Source organism: Nocardia sp. NPDC058244 (genome assembly GCF_042882065.1).
In the GTDB taxonomy this organism is placed as follows: Bacteria; Actinomycetota; Actinomycetes; order Mycobacteriales; family Mycobacteriaceae; genus Nocardia.
Genome location: NZ_JBHVWX010000006.1, coordinates 370,984 through 384,855 on the forward strand (window position 1 = coordinate 370,984; position 13,872 = coordinate 384,855).

Here is a 13,872-nt window from a genome sequence, read left to right on the forward strand (position 1 = left end):
CCAGAACTAGAACGCGTTGCTACCGTGACGGGCATCCCGAACCGAGGCGGGTAGGGGCCTCGGCGTTACCGGTTGCGAGGTCATATGCGCCGCTCTTCGATCGTTGTGCTGCTCTGTCTGCTCCTCGGCGCGGTAGCGGCGCCACCGGCCGACGCGGCTCCCGCGTACACCGGCTATCTCGATCTCCCCGCGCTCAACGCCGACGGCGAGTTCGGCGGCGGTCTGCACCCGGCGCTGCCACTGACTGAGTCACCGCTGCGGGAAGCCCTGACCGAGGCGCGCGCCGACGGTATCGCGCCCGCGCGCTACGCGACCCTGCTGCACCAATATTGGCTCGTGGTCGCCACCGGCAACGCGGCCATCGATCTGGCCGCCTGGGAGCCCGCGCGCGGCGTCGCCGCCAATTCGGCCACCTTCAGCCAGGTGTACGTCAACTACTTCCGCATCGCCGCGGCCCGGCCCGACTTCTACTGGGCGGGCCTGGCGGGGATCGCGGGCGGTTCCTTCGCCTCCGGCTTCTTCGACGTCGGTGACATCGGCGCGGTGCTCTCGGTCGGCGGGATCCACGAACTCGGGACCGCCGTCGCCGAGCTGCTGCGGGCCACCCCGCCCGAACTCGTCGCCGAGGTGCCCGCCGACATCACCGGGCTGGCGCTGCACGGCCCGCGCCTGACCGCCGCCGACCTCGCCTGGTACCAGACCCGGCTGATGATCATGCAGAAGCACATCTTCACCGACCTGGTCCCGCAGCACGAGGTCTACCTGGCCGAGGGGATGGCGGGCATCGAGGAACTGTTCGCCGCGGGCGTGATCGACGACAGCATGCGCACGGCCTGGGCGGGCATCGACGGCGGCACCGCGGCGGGCCGCGCGGACTCGCTGGTCCGGATGACCGACCGCGAACAGAACCACATCGTCGCCGACCAGTGGGACGTCACCGCGGCCGGTCGCGACGGTATGGGCCGGGTCCTCACCTACGTCACCACGGTGGCGGGCAAGCCCGCCGTGCCCGGCGTGCGCGCACCCGGCGTCTACGCGCCGGCGACGGTGCGCGCCGGCGGACTCGGCTTGCGGATGCCGCTGCCCGACTTCAACTGGGCCGACCGCGACGCGCGCTGGGCCTACATCACCGCGGACCTGGTGCCGCGCCATCTCGACCTCACCGCCGACCCGGTGCACGCGGTGTCGGTCTTCGCCGAACCCTTCCCCGCCAAGCTCACCCGGGGCCGGATGTTCGCCCGGTTGCCCGAGCTGATCGCGGACCTGACCACGCAGTGGCAGGTGGTGCAGTAGTGACAGGTATTCTGTCAAGTGCCATGGAGTGCGCCTCGACGAAGGAACCCTCGGATGCATTGCCCGTATTGCCGACACCCTGACTCGCGAGTCGTCGACTCGCGTGAAGTCGAGGAGGGTACGGCGATCCGCCGCAGGCGGTCGTGTCCGTCCTGCGGTCGCCGGTTCACCACCGTCGAGACCGCGATCCTGTCGGTGGTCAAGCGCAGTGGTGTCACCGAACCGTTCAGCCGCGAGAAGGTGATCGTCGGTGTCCGGCGCGCCTGCCAGGGCCGCGAGGTCGACGACGACGCGCTCAACCTGCTGGCCCAGCAGGTCGAGGACGCGGTGCGCGCCAAGGGCTCTCCCGAGGTGCCCAGCCACGAGGTGGGCCTGGCCATCCTCGGTCCGCTGCGCGATCTCGACGAGGTGGCCTACCTGCGTTTCGCCTCGGTGTACCGATCCTTCACCAGCGCAGCCGATTTCGAGCGCGAGATCACCGAGATGCGCAAGGCGCGCGCGGCGGCCGTCGCGGCGCCGACCGACTGACCCGCCGGTCGGTCAGCGCCGGATCGCGCCGATCGCCTTCTCGATCCGCTTGGCCGACACCGGATACGGCGTGCCGAGCTTCTGCGCGAACAGGCTCACCCGCAGTTCCTCGATCATCCACCAGATCTCGGTGACGTCGCGGGCGTTGCGGCGGCCCTCGGGCAGGCCGCGGACCAGCTTGTCGTAGGCCGCCAGCATCCGGTCGACCTCGACCATGCCCTGGCGATCGCGCACGGCCGAGCCGGGCAGCGATTCCAGCCGCTGGGCCGCGGCGAGCAGGTAGCGGGGGAGTTCGCGCAGCCTGGCCCGCCCCCACTCGGCGACGAAACCGGGGAACAACAAGTCATCGAGCTGCTGGCGGACGTCGTCGGCGATATCGGTCTCGGTGGTGTCGGCCAGTGCCGCGCGGGCCCGGTGCGCGGCCGACAGTACCGGCGCCACGGCCCGGATCAGCCCGGTGACGGCGCCGGCCAGCTGGGGCCGGACGGTGGCGACCAGCGCGTCGAACTCCGCGGGGGTCCGGACCGGTCCACCCGCGGCGGCGATGAGTTCGTCGGCGGCGGCCACCCGGCAGTCCTCGACCAGCTTGTCCAGCGACCCGTCGGGGTTCTGGCTCAAGGCCAGCCGGTCGGCGGCGGGCAGCCCGGCGGTGACGGCGCGGGTGGAGGTCGGGATCGCGGCGAGCAGCAGGGTGCGCACGCCGGCGCGCATGGCGGCGGCCTGCTCGGCGGGCGAGCTGAGCACCCGCACAGCCACCCCCTCGCCCTCGGGTACCAGCGCCGGATACCCGGTGACGGTCTGCCCGGCCACCTCGCGGCGCACGGTCGACGCGACCGAACCCAGCGACTCGGAGGTCCACACGGTGGCGGGCGCCCGCTCCGCGCCCGCCGTGGCCCGTGCCACCGAGGCCGACACCTGGGCGGCCAGCTGGGTTTTCAGCTGGGCGAGATTCTTGGACTTGGCGAGCACGGTGCCCCGGCCGTCGACCGCGGCGAAGGTCATCCGCAGGTGATCGGGGAGCGTGCCGGGTGCGAGATCGTCGGCGGTGATGGTGACCGAACCCAGCCGGGAGAGCTCCCTGGCCAGCCCGGTGCGCAGCGGCTCGGCGCGGGGGACCAGCTCGCGCAACGCGGCCGCCGCGAAGTCGGGAGCGGGAACGACCTGGCGGCGCAGCGTCTTCGGCAGGGTCTTGATGAACGCGGCGGCCAGTTCCTCCCGCATGCCGGGGACCAGCCAGTCGAAGCCGACGGCCCGCACGTGCGCGAGCTGCTCGACCGGGATACGCACCGTCACCCCGTCGTCGTCCTGGCCGGGCTCGAACTGGTAGGTCAGCGGGAAGCTGAGCTCGCCCTGGCGCCAGGCGTCGGGGAAATCGGTCGGATCGAGCGCGGCGGCACCGGCGTTGACGACGGTGTCGGTCGAGAAGTCCAGCAGGGCGGGATCGGTGCGTTCGGCCTTGCGCCACCAGCTGTCGAAATGCCGCACCGAGACGACGTCGGCGGGGACGCGCTGGTCGTAGAACTCGAAGAGCACCTCGTCGTCGACGAGGATGTCGCGGCGCCGGGCCCGATGCTCGAGGTCGGCCACATCGTCGATCAGCGCGCGGTTGCGGGCGAAGAATCCGTGTCGGGTCTGCCATTCGCCCTGCACCAGGGCGTGCCGCAGGAACAGCTCGCGCGACAGTTCCGGATCGATCCGCCCGTAGTCCACGGGACGGCCGGTGACCAGCGGAACGCCGTAGAGCGTGGCCCGCTCGTAGGCCCGCGCCGCGCCCCGCTTCGACGACCAATGTGGTTCGGAGTAGGTGCGTTTCACCAGATCGCCCGCGAGCCGCTCGGCCCATTCGGGTTCCACCTTCGCCGCGATCCGGCCCCACAGCCGCGAGGTCTCCACCAGTTCGGCCGCCATCACCCAGCGCGGCGGCTTCTTGGCCAGCGAGGACCCGGGGAAGATCATGAATTTGGCGTTGCGCGCGCCGAGGAACTCCCGCGACTCCGCCTCGCGCACCCCGATATGCGAGAGCATGCCCGCCAGCAGGGATTGATGGATCTGGGCGCTCGGCCACGGCATGGCCTCGTCGGCGGCCGAATCCGCTGATCCGCGAGCGTCTTTCGCCGCCGTGGTGTCCGTCGCCGATCCCCGCTCCGGCCGCGCCCCGCGCCCGCGTCGGGACGAGCCGCGCTGTCGCGCCGACGACCGGTCGCCCGCGTCGGCGGTCGACAGCGGTTGCTCGCGGTCGGTAGCGCGTCCGCCGCCGCGCCGCCCGCGCTGCGGGGCCGCACCGTCCTCGGTGGCCGCGTCGGCGTTCTCCCGGGGGGCGTTCCCCGCGTTCCAGCCGAGCCCACGGGTGATCGTGCGCAGCTGACCGTGCAGGTCCTGCCACTCCCTGATCCGCAGGTAGTGCAGGAACTCCTCGCGGCACATCCGGCGGAACTGGTTGGACGACAGCGACTTGCGCTGTTCGGTCAGGTAGTCCCACAGCCGCAGGTAGGCCAGGAAATCCGACCCTTCGACGGTGAACCGCGCGTGCCGGGTGTCGGCGGCCTGCTGATGCTCCACCGGCCGTTCGCGCACGTCCTGGATGGACAGCGCCGCCACGATCACCAGCACCTCGTCCAGGCACCCGTTGCGGTGCGCTTCGACGAGCATGCGCGCCATCCTGGGGTCGACCGGCAGCTGCGACATCTCCCGGCCGATCGGGGTGAGCGTGAGATGGCCACCCGAATCCGCTTCGCCGTCCACCGCTTTCGCGCTGCCGTGGGCCAGCGCGCCCAGTTCCTCGAGCAGCGCGATGCCGTCGCGGATGGCGCGGCGATCGGGTGCCTCGACGAACGGGAAGCTCTCGATGTCACCCAGGCCGAGCGCCGTCATCTGCAGGATGACCGCGGCGAGGTTGGTGCGCAGGATCTCCGGCTCGGTGAACGCGGGCCGCGACTCGAAATCGTCCTCGGAGTACAGCCGGATGCAGATGCCGTCGGCGACGCGGCCGCAGCGGCCGGAACGCTGCCGGGCCGAGGCCTGCGAGACCGGCTCGATCGGCAGCCGCTGCACCTTGGTGCGCATCGAGTAGCGGGAGATGCGGGCGGTGCCGGGGTCGACCACATAGCGGATGCCCGGCACGGTCAGCGAGGTCTCGGCGACGTTGGTGGCCAGCACCACCCGGCGGCCGGTGTGCGGCGCGAACACCTTGTGCTGCTCGGCCGCCGACAGGCGCGCGTAGAGCGGCACGATCTCGGTGCGCGGGAGTCTCAGGTCGCGCAGGGTGTCGGCGGTGTCGCGGATCTCGCGTTCGCCGGACAGGAACACCAGTACGTCGCCGTCGCCCTCGGCGAACAGTTCGGTGACCGCGTCGGCGATGGCGTCGGTGGGGTCGCGGTCGACGACGCGGGTGTCGTCCTCGTCGTCCTCGGTGCCGGGCAACTCCAGCGACAGCGGGCGATAGCGCAGCTCGACCGGATACGACCGGCCCGACACCTCGACGATCGGCGCCGGCGTGCCCTGCGCGTCGGCGAAGTGGCGGGCGAACAGCTCGGGATCGATGGTCGCCGAGGTGATGATCACCTTGAGGTCGGGGCGCCGGGGCAGCAGCTGCTTGAGGTACCCGAGCAGGAAGTCGATATTGAGACTGCGCTCGTGCGCCTCGTCGATGATGATCGTGTCGTAGCGGCGCAGCAGCCGGTCGCGCTGGATCTCGGCGAGCAGGATGCCGTCGGTCATCAGCTTGACCAGCGTGCGGTCCGAGGCCTGATCGGTGAAGCGGACCGTGTAGCCGACCACGTCACCCAGCTCGGTGCCCAGTTCCTCGGCGATGCGCTCGGCGACGGTCCGGGCGGCGAGGCGGCGCGGCTGGGTGTGGCCGATGGTGCCGCGGATGCCGCGGCCGAGCTCGAGGCAGATCTTGGGGATCTGGGTGGTCTTGCCCGAGCCGGTCTCGCCCGCCACGATGACGACCTGGTGCGCGGCGATCGCGGCGGCGATGTCGTCGCGGCGCGCGGAGACCGGGAGTTGTTCCGGGTAGGTGATCCGCGGAACCGCCGCGCGGCGATGGGCCACGCGGGTCTCGGCGGCGGCGATCTCCGCCTCGAGCGCGGGCAGATCCTCGGGGCGCGACCGGTCGAGCTTGCGCCGGAGCCGGTGTTCGTCGCGCAGCGAGACCTCCGCCAGGCGGGTGCGCAGCGCGCGGGTACCGGTGCTAGCTGTCCTGGTCATTGCGCCTACCAGCCTAGCGAAGGCCGCCACCGGTTTTCCCGGCACGCCGCCGACGGCCGGTGCGGCGGAGACCAACGACACACCGTCGGCCCGGCACTGCGGCCCGCGCGTGTCCGGAGCCGTCGCCATCGATGCCGCGACGCGACGCCGTAGACCGGCGTTTTCGCCGTCGGGGCGTGCGATGATCCCGACATGAGCGCAGCGGTGGGCACGGCGTGGTGGATCAGGGTTCTGCGGATCGGGTTCGGCGTCCTCGGCGTGGTCGCGCTGCTGTGGATCCCGCTGCGCAACATCGACTCCGCGACCTTCTCGCTCACCAACTACCTGAGCTACTTCACCATCGAGTCGAACATCCTCGGCGTGATCGTGTTGCTGGTCGGCGGATTCCTCGCCCCGCAGGGCCGTGGCTGGCAGCTGTTCCGCGGCGCGGCGACGCTGTACATGCTCATCACGATGGTCGTCTACGCGGTCCTGCTGTCCCGGATCGACGTGATGCTCAACGACAAGTGGATCAACGACGTCATGCATCGGTACCTGCCGCTGGTGCTGGTCGTGGACTGGCTGCTGGTGGCGATGCCGCAGCGGTTGCGCCCGAGCCCGGCGCTGATCGGCCAGTGGCTGATCTTCCCGCTGATCTACGGCGTCTACACCCTGATCCGCGGCCCGATCGCCGACTGGTACCCCTATCCGTTCATCGACCCGCGGCAGCAGGGCTATCTGTCGATGGCGATCGGGCTGGTCGTGCTGACCCTGGTGTTCGCGGCGCTGGCGGTTGCCATGGCGTCGCTGGGTGACCTCCCCGCGTGGTGGCGGGAGCGCAAGTCCGCGGACTGAGACATCCGCGAGTCCGGCGAGCGCGACCGGGCCGGTTCGGGTAAGTGTGGAGCCATGAATGCGCTCTGGCATGGATTCGCCGATATGGGTGCCGTCACTCGGGACGGTGCGTTCGTCGTCGCTCGCGGTGACGGTGCCTACGTCTACGACACCGCGGGCACGCGGTACCTCGACGCCACCGCCGGGCTCTGGTTCGCCAATGTCGGGCACGGTCGCGCCGAGATCGCCGACGCGGTCGCCGAGCAGTTGCGCACCATCGCGCACTACTCCAACTTCGGTGACCTCACCGAACCGCCGACCCAGGAACTGGCCGAGAAACTGTCGGCGATCGCGCCGGTGCCGGGCAGCAAGATCTTCTTCACCTCCGGTGGCTCGGACTCGGTGGAGACCGCCGCCAAGCTGGCTCGCCGCTACTGGCACGAACTCGGCCGCACCGACAAGAAGATCCTGGTCGGCCGCCGCCTGGCCTACCACGGCATGCACTACGCGGGCACCTCGATCGGTGGCCTGGCCGGCAACCGGGAAGGGTACGGCGAACTCGTCGCCGACACCCGCACCGTCGAGTGGGACGACGCGAAATCGCTGCTCGCCCTGATCGAGGACATCGGCGCCGAGCAGATCGCGGCCTTCTTCTGCGAGCCGATCATCGGCGCGGGCGGGGTGTACCTGCCGCCGGAGGGGTACCTGGCCGAGGTGCGCCAGATCTGCCGCGACAACGACATCCTGTTCGTCGCCGACGAGGTGGTCACCGGTTTCGGCCGGATCGGCGGCACCTGGTTCGCCTCCACCAAGTTCGCGCTCGAACCCGACCTCGTCACCACCGCCAAGGGCCTGACCTCGGGCTACGTGCCGATGGGCGCGGTCTTCATCGCACCGCACCTGGCCGAGCCGTTCTTCGCGGGCGGCGTCTGGTGGCGGCACGGCTACACCTATGGCGGGCACGCGGGCGCGGCGGCGGCGGCACTGGCCAACCTCGCCATCGTCGAACGCGAGGGGCTGCTCGAGGAGGCGGCTCGCCTGGAGACCACCCTGCACACGCTGCTCGCGCCGCTGGCCGAGCATCCGCGCGTCGCCGAGGTGCGCAGCGGTCTGGGCGCGGTGGCCGCGGTGCAGCTGGCCGACCCGTCCGAGGGGCCGGGCCTGGTGAAAACCCTGCGCGAGCACGGCATCTCGGGTCGCGCAGCCGGTCAGGGCGCCATGCAGATCTCGCCGTCGTTCGTGATGACCGACGCCCAGGTCGCCGAGCTCGTCGAGGGCTTCACCCGCGCCCTGGGCTGAGCGCGGGGCCGGTGGCTAGAGGGCCAGCGTGAAGAACTGGCTGTGTGGATCGAGGACGTAGTCGGCGAAGGGCGCGCACTCGGTGAACCCGTGCCGTAGGTAGAGGCGGCGGGCGGGTGCGAAGTACGCGTTCGAGCCGGTTTCCAGGCTCAGCCGCGTGTAGCCGCGTCGTCGCGCCTCCGCGACGATATCGGCCAGCACCCGCGCGGCGACGCCGCGGCCGGTGAACCCGTCGGCGGTGCGCATGGACTTGATCTCGCCGTGGCCCGCGTCGAGTTCCTTGAGCGCGCCGCACCCGGCCAGCTCGGCGCCCGCCCAGGCACTCCACACCGTGACCGCGGGATCGCGCAGGGCGGCCAGGTCGAGGGCGTGCATGCTGTCGGCGGGGGAGTTGGCGGCCATCTCGGTGTGATGGCCGGTCAGCAGGTCGCGGATCGGGGCGTCGGAGAGGTCGTCGACCGTCACGCGCAGAGCTTGCGCCGAGGCCACGGAGGGTGCGTCGGACATCGGTCCATGATCCGTCATCTCCCGCGGGTGCTCTCGCCTGGGGGCAAACCCGCCCGCGGGGACGCCGGTCGATGCGAGCATGGGGTGCGCGGGTCTCGACTCGAAGGTGGTGGGGTGTGGCCGAATTCGTTGAGCACTATGCACTCGTCCGGTGGCCGGTGGTCGCCGCGTTCGTGCTCGCGACGATCATCGTCGCGCGGCGGTTGACCGGCCGGGTGGCGCCCGGGCACCGGGTCGACGCGGCGGCCGACAGCGCCCACCTGCTCATGTGCCTGGTGATGCTGGCCATGCTGATCTTCCCCGCCGCGACCCATCCGCTGGCCGTGCGCGGTGTTCTCACCGCGCTCACGGTCGCCTTCGCGATCCTGCTGGCCGAGCGTGTCGTCGGCCTGGGGGCACAGGGCGCCGCGGGTCCGGACGGCGTCTTGGCACTCGGCTATCACACCGTCGCCGCCGCGGCGATGCTGTACGCGATGGCCGGGCACGGCGGCGGGCACACGGTGAGTGGCCCGGCCTGGCCCGCGCTGGCGCTGGCCGCGTTGTTCGCGCTGGACGCCCTGTTCGCGCTCGGTACCGTCGGTCACGGACCGCGCCCGCACCGGTTCGTCCACCCGGCCGGTGCCCATCCACTGAGCTCGGCGCTGATCCCCCATGTGGTGATGGATATCGGTACCGCCTTCATGCTGATTGCCGCGATCGGGCGGTGAATACCGATCCACAACCGCTCGCGCTGCGAATTGCCGTTGTGTGGACAGGAATTCGACGATGAACCGGCAGCGTGGTCCCGACCCGGCGGTCGGTGGCGTCGAGCGGTCCGTCCCCGACCTCCCGTCCGAGCCGGACGACCGCGAGGCGCTGCGCACCCTCTTCCGGGCCACCGGCGCGGCGGCCTTCGGGCTGGCGCTGCGGGTGCTGCACCGGCGGGGTGCGGCCGAAGACGTTGTCCGCGAGGGATATCGGCGACTCCGCACGACCCCGTGGACGGCCGACGCCGAGCCGCCGGACCCACCGGCCGACCTCGTGGACGACCACGGTCCCGATCTCGGGACGCCGTGGGGCCGTTCGGCATTCGTCGGTGGGCAGCGGCGGGACCCCGGCTCCGACACCGGCTTCGGCCGGGGCGCGGTCTACGGCCGCGACGGCTCCCGGGTCGGCGGCGACCGCCCGCCCGTGGGCGAGCCGGAACTGCCCGCGCCCTACCGGGGGCGCGGGGAACCGCAGTTCGACGCCGAGCAGACCTGGCTGCTCGCCCAGGTCCACCGGCTCGCGATCCAGCGATTGCGGCTGGACCGGCACGACCGCGACGACATGCCCTGGCTCGCGGCGTCGGCCCGGCTCGGCTTCGCCGATCCGCTCGACAGTCACTGCGAGGTGTTCGTGCTCGCCTACTACGGCGGGCGCACCTACCGGGCGATCGGGCGTGAACTGGGCCTGCGGGTCCCCGTCGTCACCCGGCTGCTCGCCGAGAGCGTGGAGCGGCTGGCCGAGCAGCGCACCATCCGCGTCGGCAGCACGCGGCACTGGTGTCCACCGGGTTCGGTGCTGGCCCTCGCCGACGCCTACGCCCTCGACGCGGTCGCCGAACTCGAACACCACCACATCGAGAACAAGCTGGCCACCATGACCACGCCCGGCCTCGCGCAGTTCGCCGACCGGGTCCGCGGCGTGCACGACGTGCTCGCGCGCCTGGCCGCCGACGACCAGCGCACCCCACCCCGGCACCTGGAGACCCGCATCCTCGCCGACCTGTCCGGACCCGGCACCCCACGACGCGGGCACTGGACCGCCCGCCCGCCCTGGCTACGCCGCTTCGGCGGCCCGCTGGGGAGCTGAGCTCAGAGCACCACCACGTGGTCCTCGGCGACCCGGCCGCCGAGGCGCACCCAGCCGTCGGAATCCCATTCGGTGTAGAGCTGGGACCCCTGGCCCTGGGTCACCACCAGACCGCGGCGCAACTGGGCGGTGAGCGCGACCGCCGCCGCGCCGGTGGCCTCGTCCTCGGCGATGCCCATGGCGGGGGCGAACATGCGGGAGCGCAGGGCGCCGCGCGGTTCGTCGGTCCAGGTCCAGAAGTAGTGCTGGCCGGTGCTGAAGTCGTCGGGCCGCAGCAGCGCCAGTTCCTCGGCCGTGGCCAGCTCGTGGAAGGTGAAGTCGGGCGCCCATTCGGCGCGGGCGGTGATCCAGGTCAGGCCGTCGGTCTGGGCGACGGCGACGGGTCCCGCGGGGACCTGGAGGGTGTGTACCGGCGTGCGCTGCACGGCCAGCCACCACGCGGTGCCGACGCTCGGATGCCCGGCGAACGGCAATTCCACGGTGGGCGTGTAGATCCGGACGTCGGCGATCCCGTCCACGGGGTCCTGCACGACGGTGGTCTCGCTGAAGCCCAGCCGCGCGGCCAGCTCCTGCTTGTCGAGCGCGACGACGTCACCCGCGCGGGCGATGCCGAGCGCGTTGCCGAGCTGCCCGGCGGGGTCGGTGAACACTCGGACGACCTCGACCTGGATGTCCGGGGCATCGGGCACATCATGTGCGTTCATGATCGCGAGCCTACCGGCCGGTACGCGGGCCCGGCAGGATCGCGCGCCCGGTCGTGTCCTCGGGAAACGACCGCGGCCCCCGACCGGATTCCGGTCGGGGGCCGCGGGGCGCTACCTCAGACGGCGGCCGAGGCCAGGGCCTCGGTGGACTGCACCGCCTGGCCGACACCGGCGACGATGGCCGCCGCGCGCAGCGACTCGAAGATCACCTCGCGCGAGGCACCGGCCTCACGCAGCGTCTTCTCGTGCGCCTCCAGGCAGTGCGCGCAACCGTTGATCGAGGAGACCGCGAACGACCACAGCTCGAAGTCGGCCTTGTCGACACCGGGGTTGCCGATGATGTTCATCCGCAGCCCGGCGCGCAGATCGTCGTAGCGGCCGTCCAGGAACGCCTTGCCGCGGTAGAACACGTTGTTCATGCCCATGATCGACGCGGCGCCCAGCGCGGCCTCGTAGGCCTCGGCGGACAGCACGTCGGCGGCTTCCTCGGCGATCTCGCGCAGCGTGGTGGCCGAGCGGGTCGCGGCGGCCGAGGCGAGCAGGGTGCCCCACAGCTGCTGCTCGCTGAGCACCGTGGTGCGCGCGATCGACGACAGGTTGAGCTTGAGGTCCTTGGCGTACTCGGGGAGGGAGTTCTTCAGGTTCTCGATGCTCATGACAGTGGGGCTCCTCTGGGTGTTCGGTGGGAAGGGGGGATCAGACGCTGGCCGAGAGCAGCTCGCCCGCGTTGATGGTCGGATCGCCCTTCTTCCAGTTGCAGGCGCACAGCTCGTCGGACTGCAGGGCGTCGAGCACGCGCAGCACCTCGTCGACGTTGCGGCCGACCGAACCGGCGGTCACCGAGACGAACTGCACCTCGTTGTTCGGGTCGACGATGAAGGTGGCGCGATCGGCGACGCCGTCGGCGTTGAGAACGCCGGTGGCCGCGGCCAGCTCACGCTTGAGGTCCGACAGGATCGGGAAGGGGAGGGTCTTGAGATCCTCGTGCTGGGCGCGCCACTGGAAGTGCACGAACTCGTTGTCGACCGAGGCGCCGAGCACCTGGGCGTCACGGTCGGCGAACTCCTCGTTCAGCTTGCCGAAGGCGGCGATCTCGGTGGGGCACACGAAGGTGAAGTCCTTGGGCCAGAAGAACACGATGCGCCACTTGCCCGCGTGGTCGTCGCTGGTGATCTGGGTGAAGTAATCGTCCGGCTGCTGCGCGTCGACCTTCGACAGGTCACCTCCGATGACGGCCTTGAGGTTGTATGCCGGGAACTGGTCGCCGATGGTCAGCAGAGCCATGCTCATCTCCTCATTCGTGGTGTGGTCGCGCTCGTCGTGTGAGCCCGCGGTGATCTTGCCGAAAGCGTACTGAAAGGTAAAGCCGATCGCTCGTCGTACACTGATAGGCGTGACTGATCAGACTTATCAGCCAACCCTGTCGCAGCTGCGTGCGTTCGTCGCCGTGGCCGAATATCGGCATTTCGGCACCGCCGCAGCGCGTTTGACTGTGAGCCAACCCACGTTATCGCAGGCACTGGCATCACTGGAAAACGGCCTCGGACTGCAGCTCATCGAGCGCAGCACCCGTCGCGTGCTGGTCACCGCGGCCGGGATGCGGCTGCTGCCGCAGGCGATGGCGACGCTCGAGGCGGCCGACCGTTTCGTGGCCTCGGCGACCGGTGACGGACTCGGCGGCGTGCTGCGGCTGGGCATCATCCCGACCGTCGCGCCCTACGTGCTGCCGGACCTGCTGCCCGAACTGCGCCGCAAACTGCCCGCCCTGGTGCCCCAGGTGGTGGAGGACCAGACCGCCCGGCTGCTCGACGGGCTGCGCACCGGTGTGCTCGACGTCGCCCTGCTCGCGCTGCCCACCGACGCCCCCGGCCTGGTCGAGATCCCGCTGTACTCCGAGGAATTCGTGCTCGTCACCCCGCGCGGGCACGAGCTGGCCGGGCGCACCGATCTGGCCGCGCCGGTGCTGGCCGACATGCCGCTGCTGCTGCTGGACGAAGGCCATTGCCTGCGCGACCAGACGCTCGAGCTGTGCCGCACCGCCGAGGTGCACCCCGGCGCGGTCGGCGACACCCGCGCCGCCTCGCTGACGACCGTGGTGCAGTGCGTCGCGGGCGGCCTCGGGGTGACCCTCATCCCGCAGATGGCCGTGGCCACCGAGACCGCGCGGGCCACCCTCGACACCGCGCGCTTCGCCGATCCCGCGCCGGGCCGCACGATCGGGCTGGCATATCGGGGGTCATCCGCGCGGGCCGAGGATTACGAATACCTCGCAGCTGTGATCCGATCGAAGCGGCCCTTTTAGATCTCATCTGTTCGTACGACGATATTCCGGGCCGTCGGTGCTGTCCTTTATAGGGTGACGATTCCGTCGTGGGATCGGCACGACAAATGTGGGAGACAGTCGAAGGAATGGCCATGTACAAAGTACGTTCAACCATCGCGGTGCTCGCTTGTGCGCCGATGATCGCTCTAGGTGCCGGCGTCGCCGGCGCAGCACCCGCGGCGGACCCCGTCCCCGTCGCACCGGTTCCGGTTCAGGTCGAGCCCGTTGTGTTGTCACCGTTCATCACGATCCCCGGTGCCTTCCTCGCATGCGGCATCGTCCTGATCACCGTTCCCTTCTTGTACCCGGTCTGCGTGGTCTGACACGCAGATGCCGAAAACGAGAAGCAATCAAGGCACTCCC

At 70.9% G+C, this 13,872-nt stretch carries 13 protein-coding genes; 8 read left to right on the forward strand and 5 right to left on the reverse strand.

The features are described from left to right. Positions 1-84: 84 nt before the first annotated feature. Entirely contained in the window at positions 85-1,293 is a 1,209-nt protein-coding gene (locus ACFVW6_RS21145) for a hypothetical protein (protein WP_378831201.1), read from the forward strand. Positions 1,294-1,347: 54 nt separating this feature from the next. After that, a complete protein-coding gene (gene nrdR, locus ACFVW6_RS21150) occupies positions 1,348-1,821 on the forward strand; it encodes a transcriptional regulator NrdR (RefSeq protein ID WP_355277642.1) in 474 nt (157 codons plus the stop codon). A gap of 12 nt (positions 1,822-1,833) precedes the next feature. Here nrdR and hrpA read toward each other — a convergent pair whose 3' ends face one another. Next, positions 1,834-6,030 (reverse strand): ATP-dependent RNA helicase HrpA, encoded by a 4,197-nt coding sequence (gene hrpA / locus ACFVW6_RS21155; RefSeq protein WP_378831197.1) that lies wholly within the window; start codon positions 6,028-6,030, stop codon positions 1,834-1,836. Positions 6,031-6,222: 192 nt separating this feature from the next. Between hrpA and ACFVW6_RS21160 the strand changes: the two genes are divergently transcribed. Both ACFVW6_RS21160 and ACFVW6_RS21165 read left to right on the forward strand, forming a co-directional pair. Beyond that, on the forward strand, positions 6,223-6,864 hold the full coding sequence (locus ACFVW6_RS21160) for a Pr6Pr family membrane protein (RefSeq protein WP_378831195.1): 642 nt from the start codon (positions 6,223-6,225) through the stop codon (positions 6,862-6,864). 54 nt (positions 6,865-6,918) lie between these two features. After that, the gene (locus tag ACFVW6_RS21165) at positions 6,919-8,142 is read left to right on the forward strand and encodes an aspartate aminotransferase family protein (RefSeq protein WP_378831192.1); all 1,224 of its coding nucleotides are present in this window, start codon (positions 6,919-6,921) and stop codon (positions 8,140-8,142) included. Between the two features lie 15 nt (positions 8,143-8,157). Here ACFVW6_RS21165 and ACFVW6_RS21170 read toward each other — a convergent pair whose 3' ends face one another. Then, positions 8,158-8,649 (reverse strand): GNAT family N-acetyltransferase, encoded by a 492-nt coding sequence (locus ACFVW6_RS21170; RefSeq protein ID WP_378831190.1) that lies wholly within the window; start codon positions 8,647-8,649, stop codon positions 8,158-8,160. Between the two features lie 116 nt (positions 8,650-8,765). On the opposite strand from ACFVW6_RS21170, the gene ACFVW6_RS21175 reads away from it, so the two are divergent. Together ACFVW6_RS21175 and ACFVW6_RS21180 are read left to right on the forward strand one after the other, a co-directional pair. Beyond that, the gene (locus tag ACFVW6_RS21175; protein ID WP_378831187.1) at positions 8,766-9,356 is read left to right on the forward strand and encodes a DUF5134 domain-containing protein; all 591 of its coding nucleotides are present in this window, start codon (positions 8,766-8,768) and stop codon (positions 9,354-9,356) included. A 58-nt stretch (positions 9,357-9,414) separates the two neighbouring features. After that, on the forward strand, positions 9,415-10,482 hold the full coding sequence (locus tag ACFVW6_RS21180; protein ID WP_378831185.1) for an RNA polymerase sigma factor: 1,068 nt from the start codon (positions 9,415-9,417) through the stop codon (positions 10,480-10,482). A 2-nt stretch (positions 10,483-10,484) separates the two neighbouring features. Here ACFVW6_RS21180 and ACFVW6_RS21185 read toward each other — a convergent pair whose 3' ends face one another. The 3 genes from ACFVW6_RS21185 to ACFVW6_RS21195 all read right to left on the reverse strand — a co-directional run bounded on the left by ACFVW6_RS21185 (position 10,485) and on the right by ACFVW6_RS21195 (position 12,470). Next, on the reverse strand, positions 10,485-11,186 hold the full coding sequence (locus tag ACFVW6_RS21185; protein WP_355277625.1) for a PhzF family phenazine biosynthesis protein: 702 nt from the start codon (positions 11,184-11,186) through the stop codon (positions 10,485-10,487). Between the two features lie 116 nt (positions 11,187-11,302). Continuing rightward, complete coding sequence (locus ACFVW6_RS21190; protein WP_355277623.1) at positions 11,303-11,842, reverse strand: carboxymuconolactone decarboxylase family protein; 540 nt, start codon at positions 11,840-11,842, stop codon at positions 11,303-11,305. Positions 11,843-11,882: 40 nt separating this feature from the next. Beyond that, a complete protein-coding gene (locus tag ACFVW6_RS21195; RefSeq protein ID WP_019048020.1) occupies positions 11,883-12,470 on the reverse strand; it encodes a peroxiredoxin in 588 nt (195 codons plus the stop codon). Between the two features lie 109 nt (positions 12,471-12,579). Between ACFVW6_RS21195 and ACFVW6_RS21200 the strand changes: the two genes are divergently transcribed. Both ACFVW6_RS21200 and ACFVW6_RS21205 read left to right on the forward strand, forming a co-directional pair. After that, complete coding sequence (locus ACFVW6_RS21200; RefSeq protein WP_355277620.1) at positions 12,580-13,488, forward strand: hydrogen peroxide-inducible genes activator; 909 nt, start codon at positions 12,580-12,582, stop codon at positions 13,486-13,488. Positions 13,489-13,595: 107 nt separating this feature from the next. Then, positions 13,596-13,832 carry a hypothetical protein gene (locus ACFVW6_RS21205; RefSeq protein WP_355277618.1) on the forward strand — a complete coding sequence of 79 codons (237 nt, stop codon included), beginning with the start codon at positions 13,596-13,598 and terminating at the stop codon, positions 13,830-13,832. Positions 13,833-13,872: the final 40 nt, after the last annotated feature.

Coding starts and splice junctions, on each gene's coding strand:
- hrpA (WP_378831197.1), bottom strand. CDS start 6,030: ATGACCAGGACAGCTAGCACCGGTACCCGCGCGCTGCGCACCCGCCTG.
- ACFVW6_RS21180 (WP_378831185.1), top strand. CDS start 9,415: ATGAACCGGCAGCGTGGTCCCGACCCGGCGGTCGGTGGCGTCGAGCGG.
- ACFVW6_RS21205 (WP_355277618.1), top strand. CDS start 13,596: ATGGCCATGTACAAAGTACGTTCAACCATCGCGGTGCTCGCTTGTGCG.
- ACFVW6_RS21170 (WP_378831190.1), bottom strand. CDS start 8,649: ATGTCCGACGCACCCTCCGTGGCCTCGGCGCAAGCTCTGCGCGTGACG.
- ACFVW6_RS21190 (WP_355277623.1), bottom strand. CDS start 11,842: ATGAGCATCGAGAACCTGAAGAACTCCCTCCCCGAGTACGCCAAGGAC.
- ACFVW6_RS21160 (WP_378831195.1), top strand. CDS start 6,223: ATGAGCGCAGCGGTGGGCACGGCGTGGTGGATCAGGGTTCTGCGGATC.
- ACFVW6_RS21145 (WP_378831201.1), top strand. CDS start 85: ATGCGCCGCTCTTCGATCGTTGTGCTGCTCTGTCTGCTCCTCGGCGCG.
- ACFVW6_RS21195 (WP_019048020.1), bottom strand. CDS start 12,470: ATGGCTCTGCTGACCATCGGCGACCAGTTCCCGGCATACAACCTCAAG.
- ACFVW6_RS21165 (WP_378831192.1), top strand. CDS start 6,919: ATGAATGCGCTCTGGCATGGATTCGCCGATATGGGTGCCGTCACTCGG.
- ACFVW6_RS21185 (WP_355277625.1), bottom strand. CDS start 11,186: ATGAACGCACATGATGTGCCCGATGCCCCGGACATCCAGGTCGAGGTC.
- nrdR (WP_355277642.1), top strand. CDS start 1,348: ATGCATTGCCCGTATTGCCGACACCCTGACTCGCGAGTCGTCGACTCG.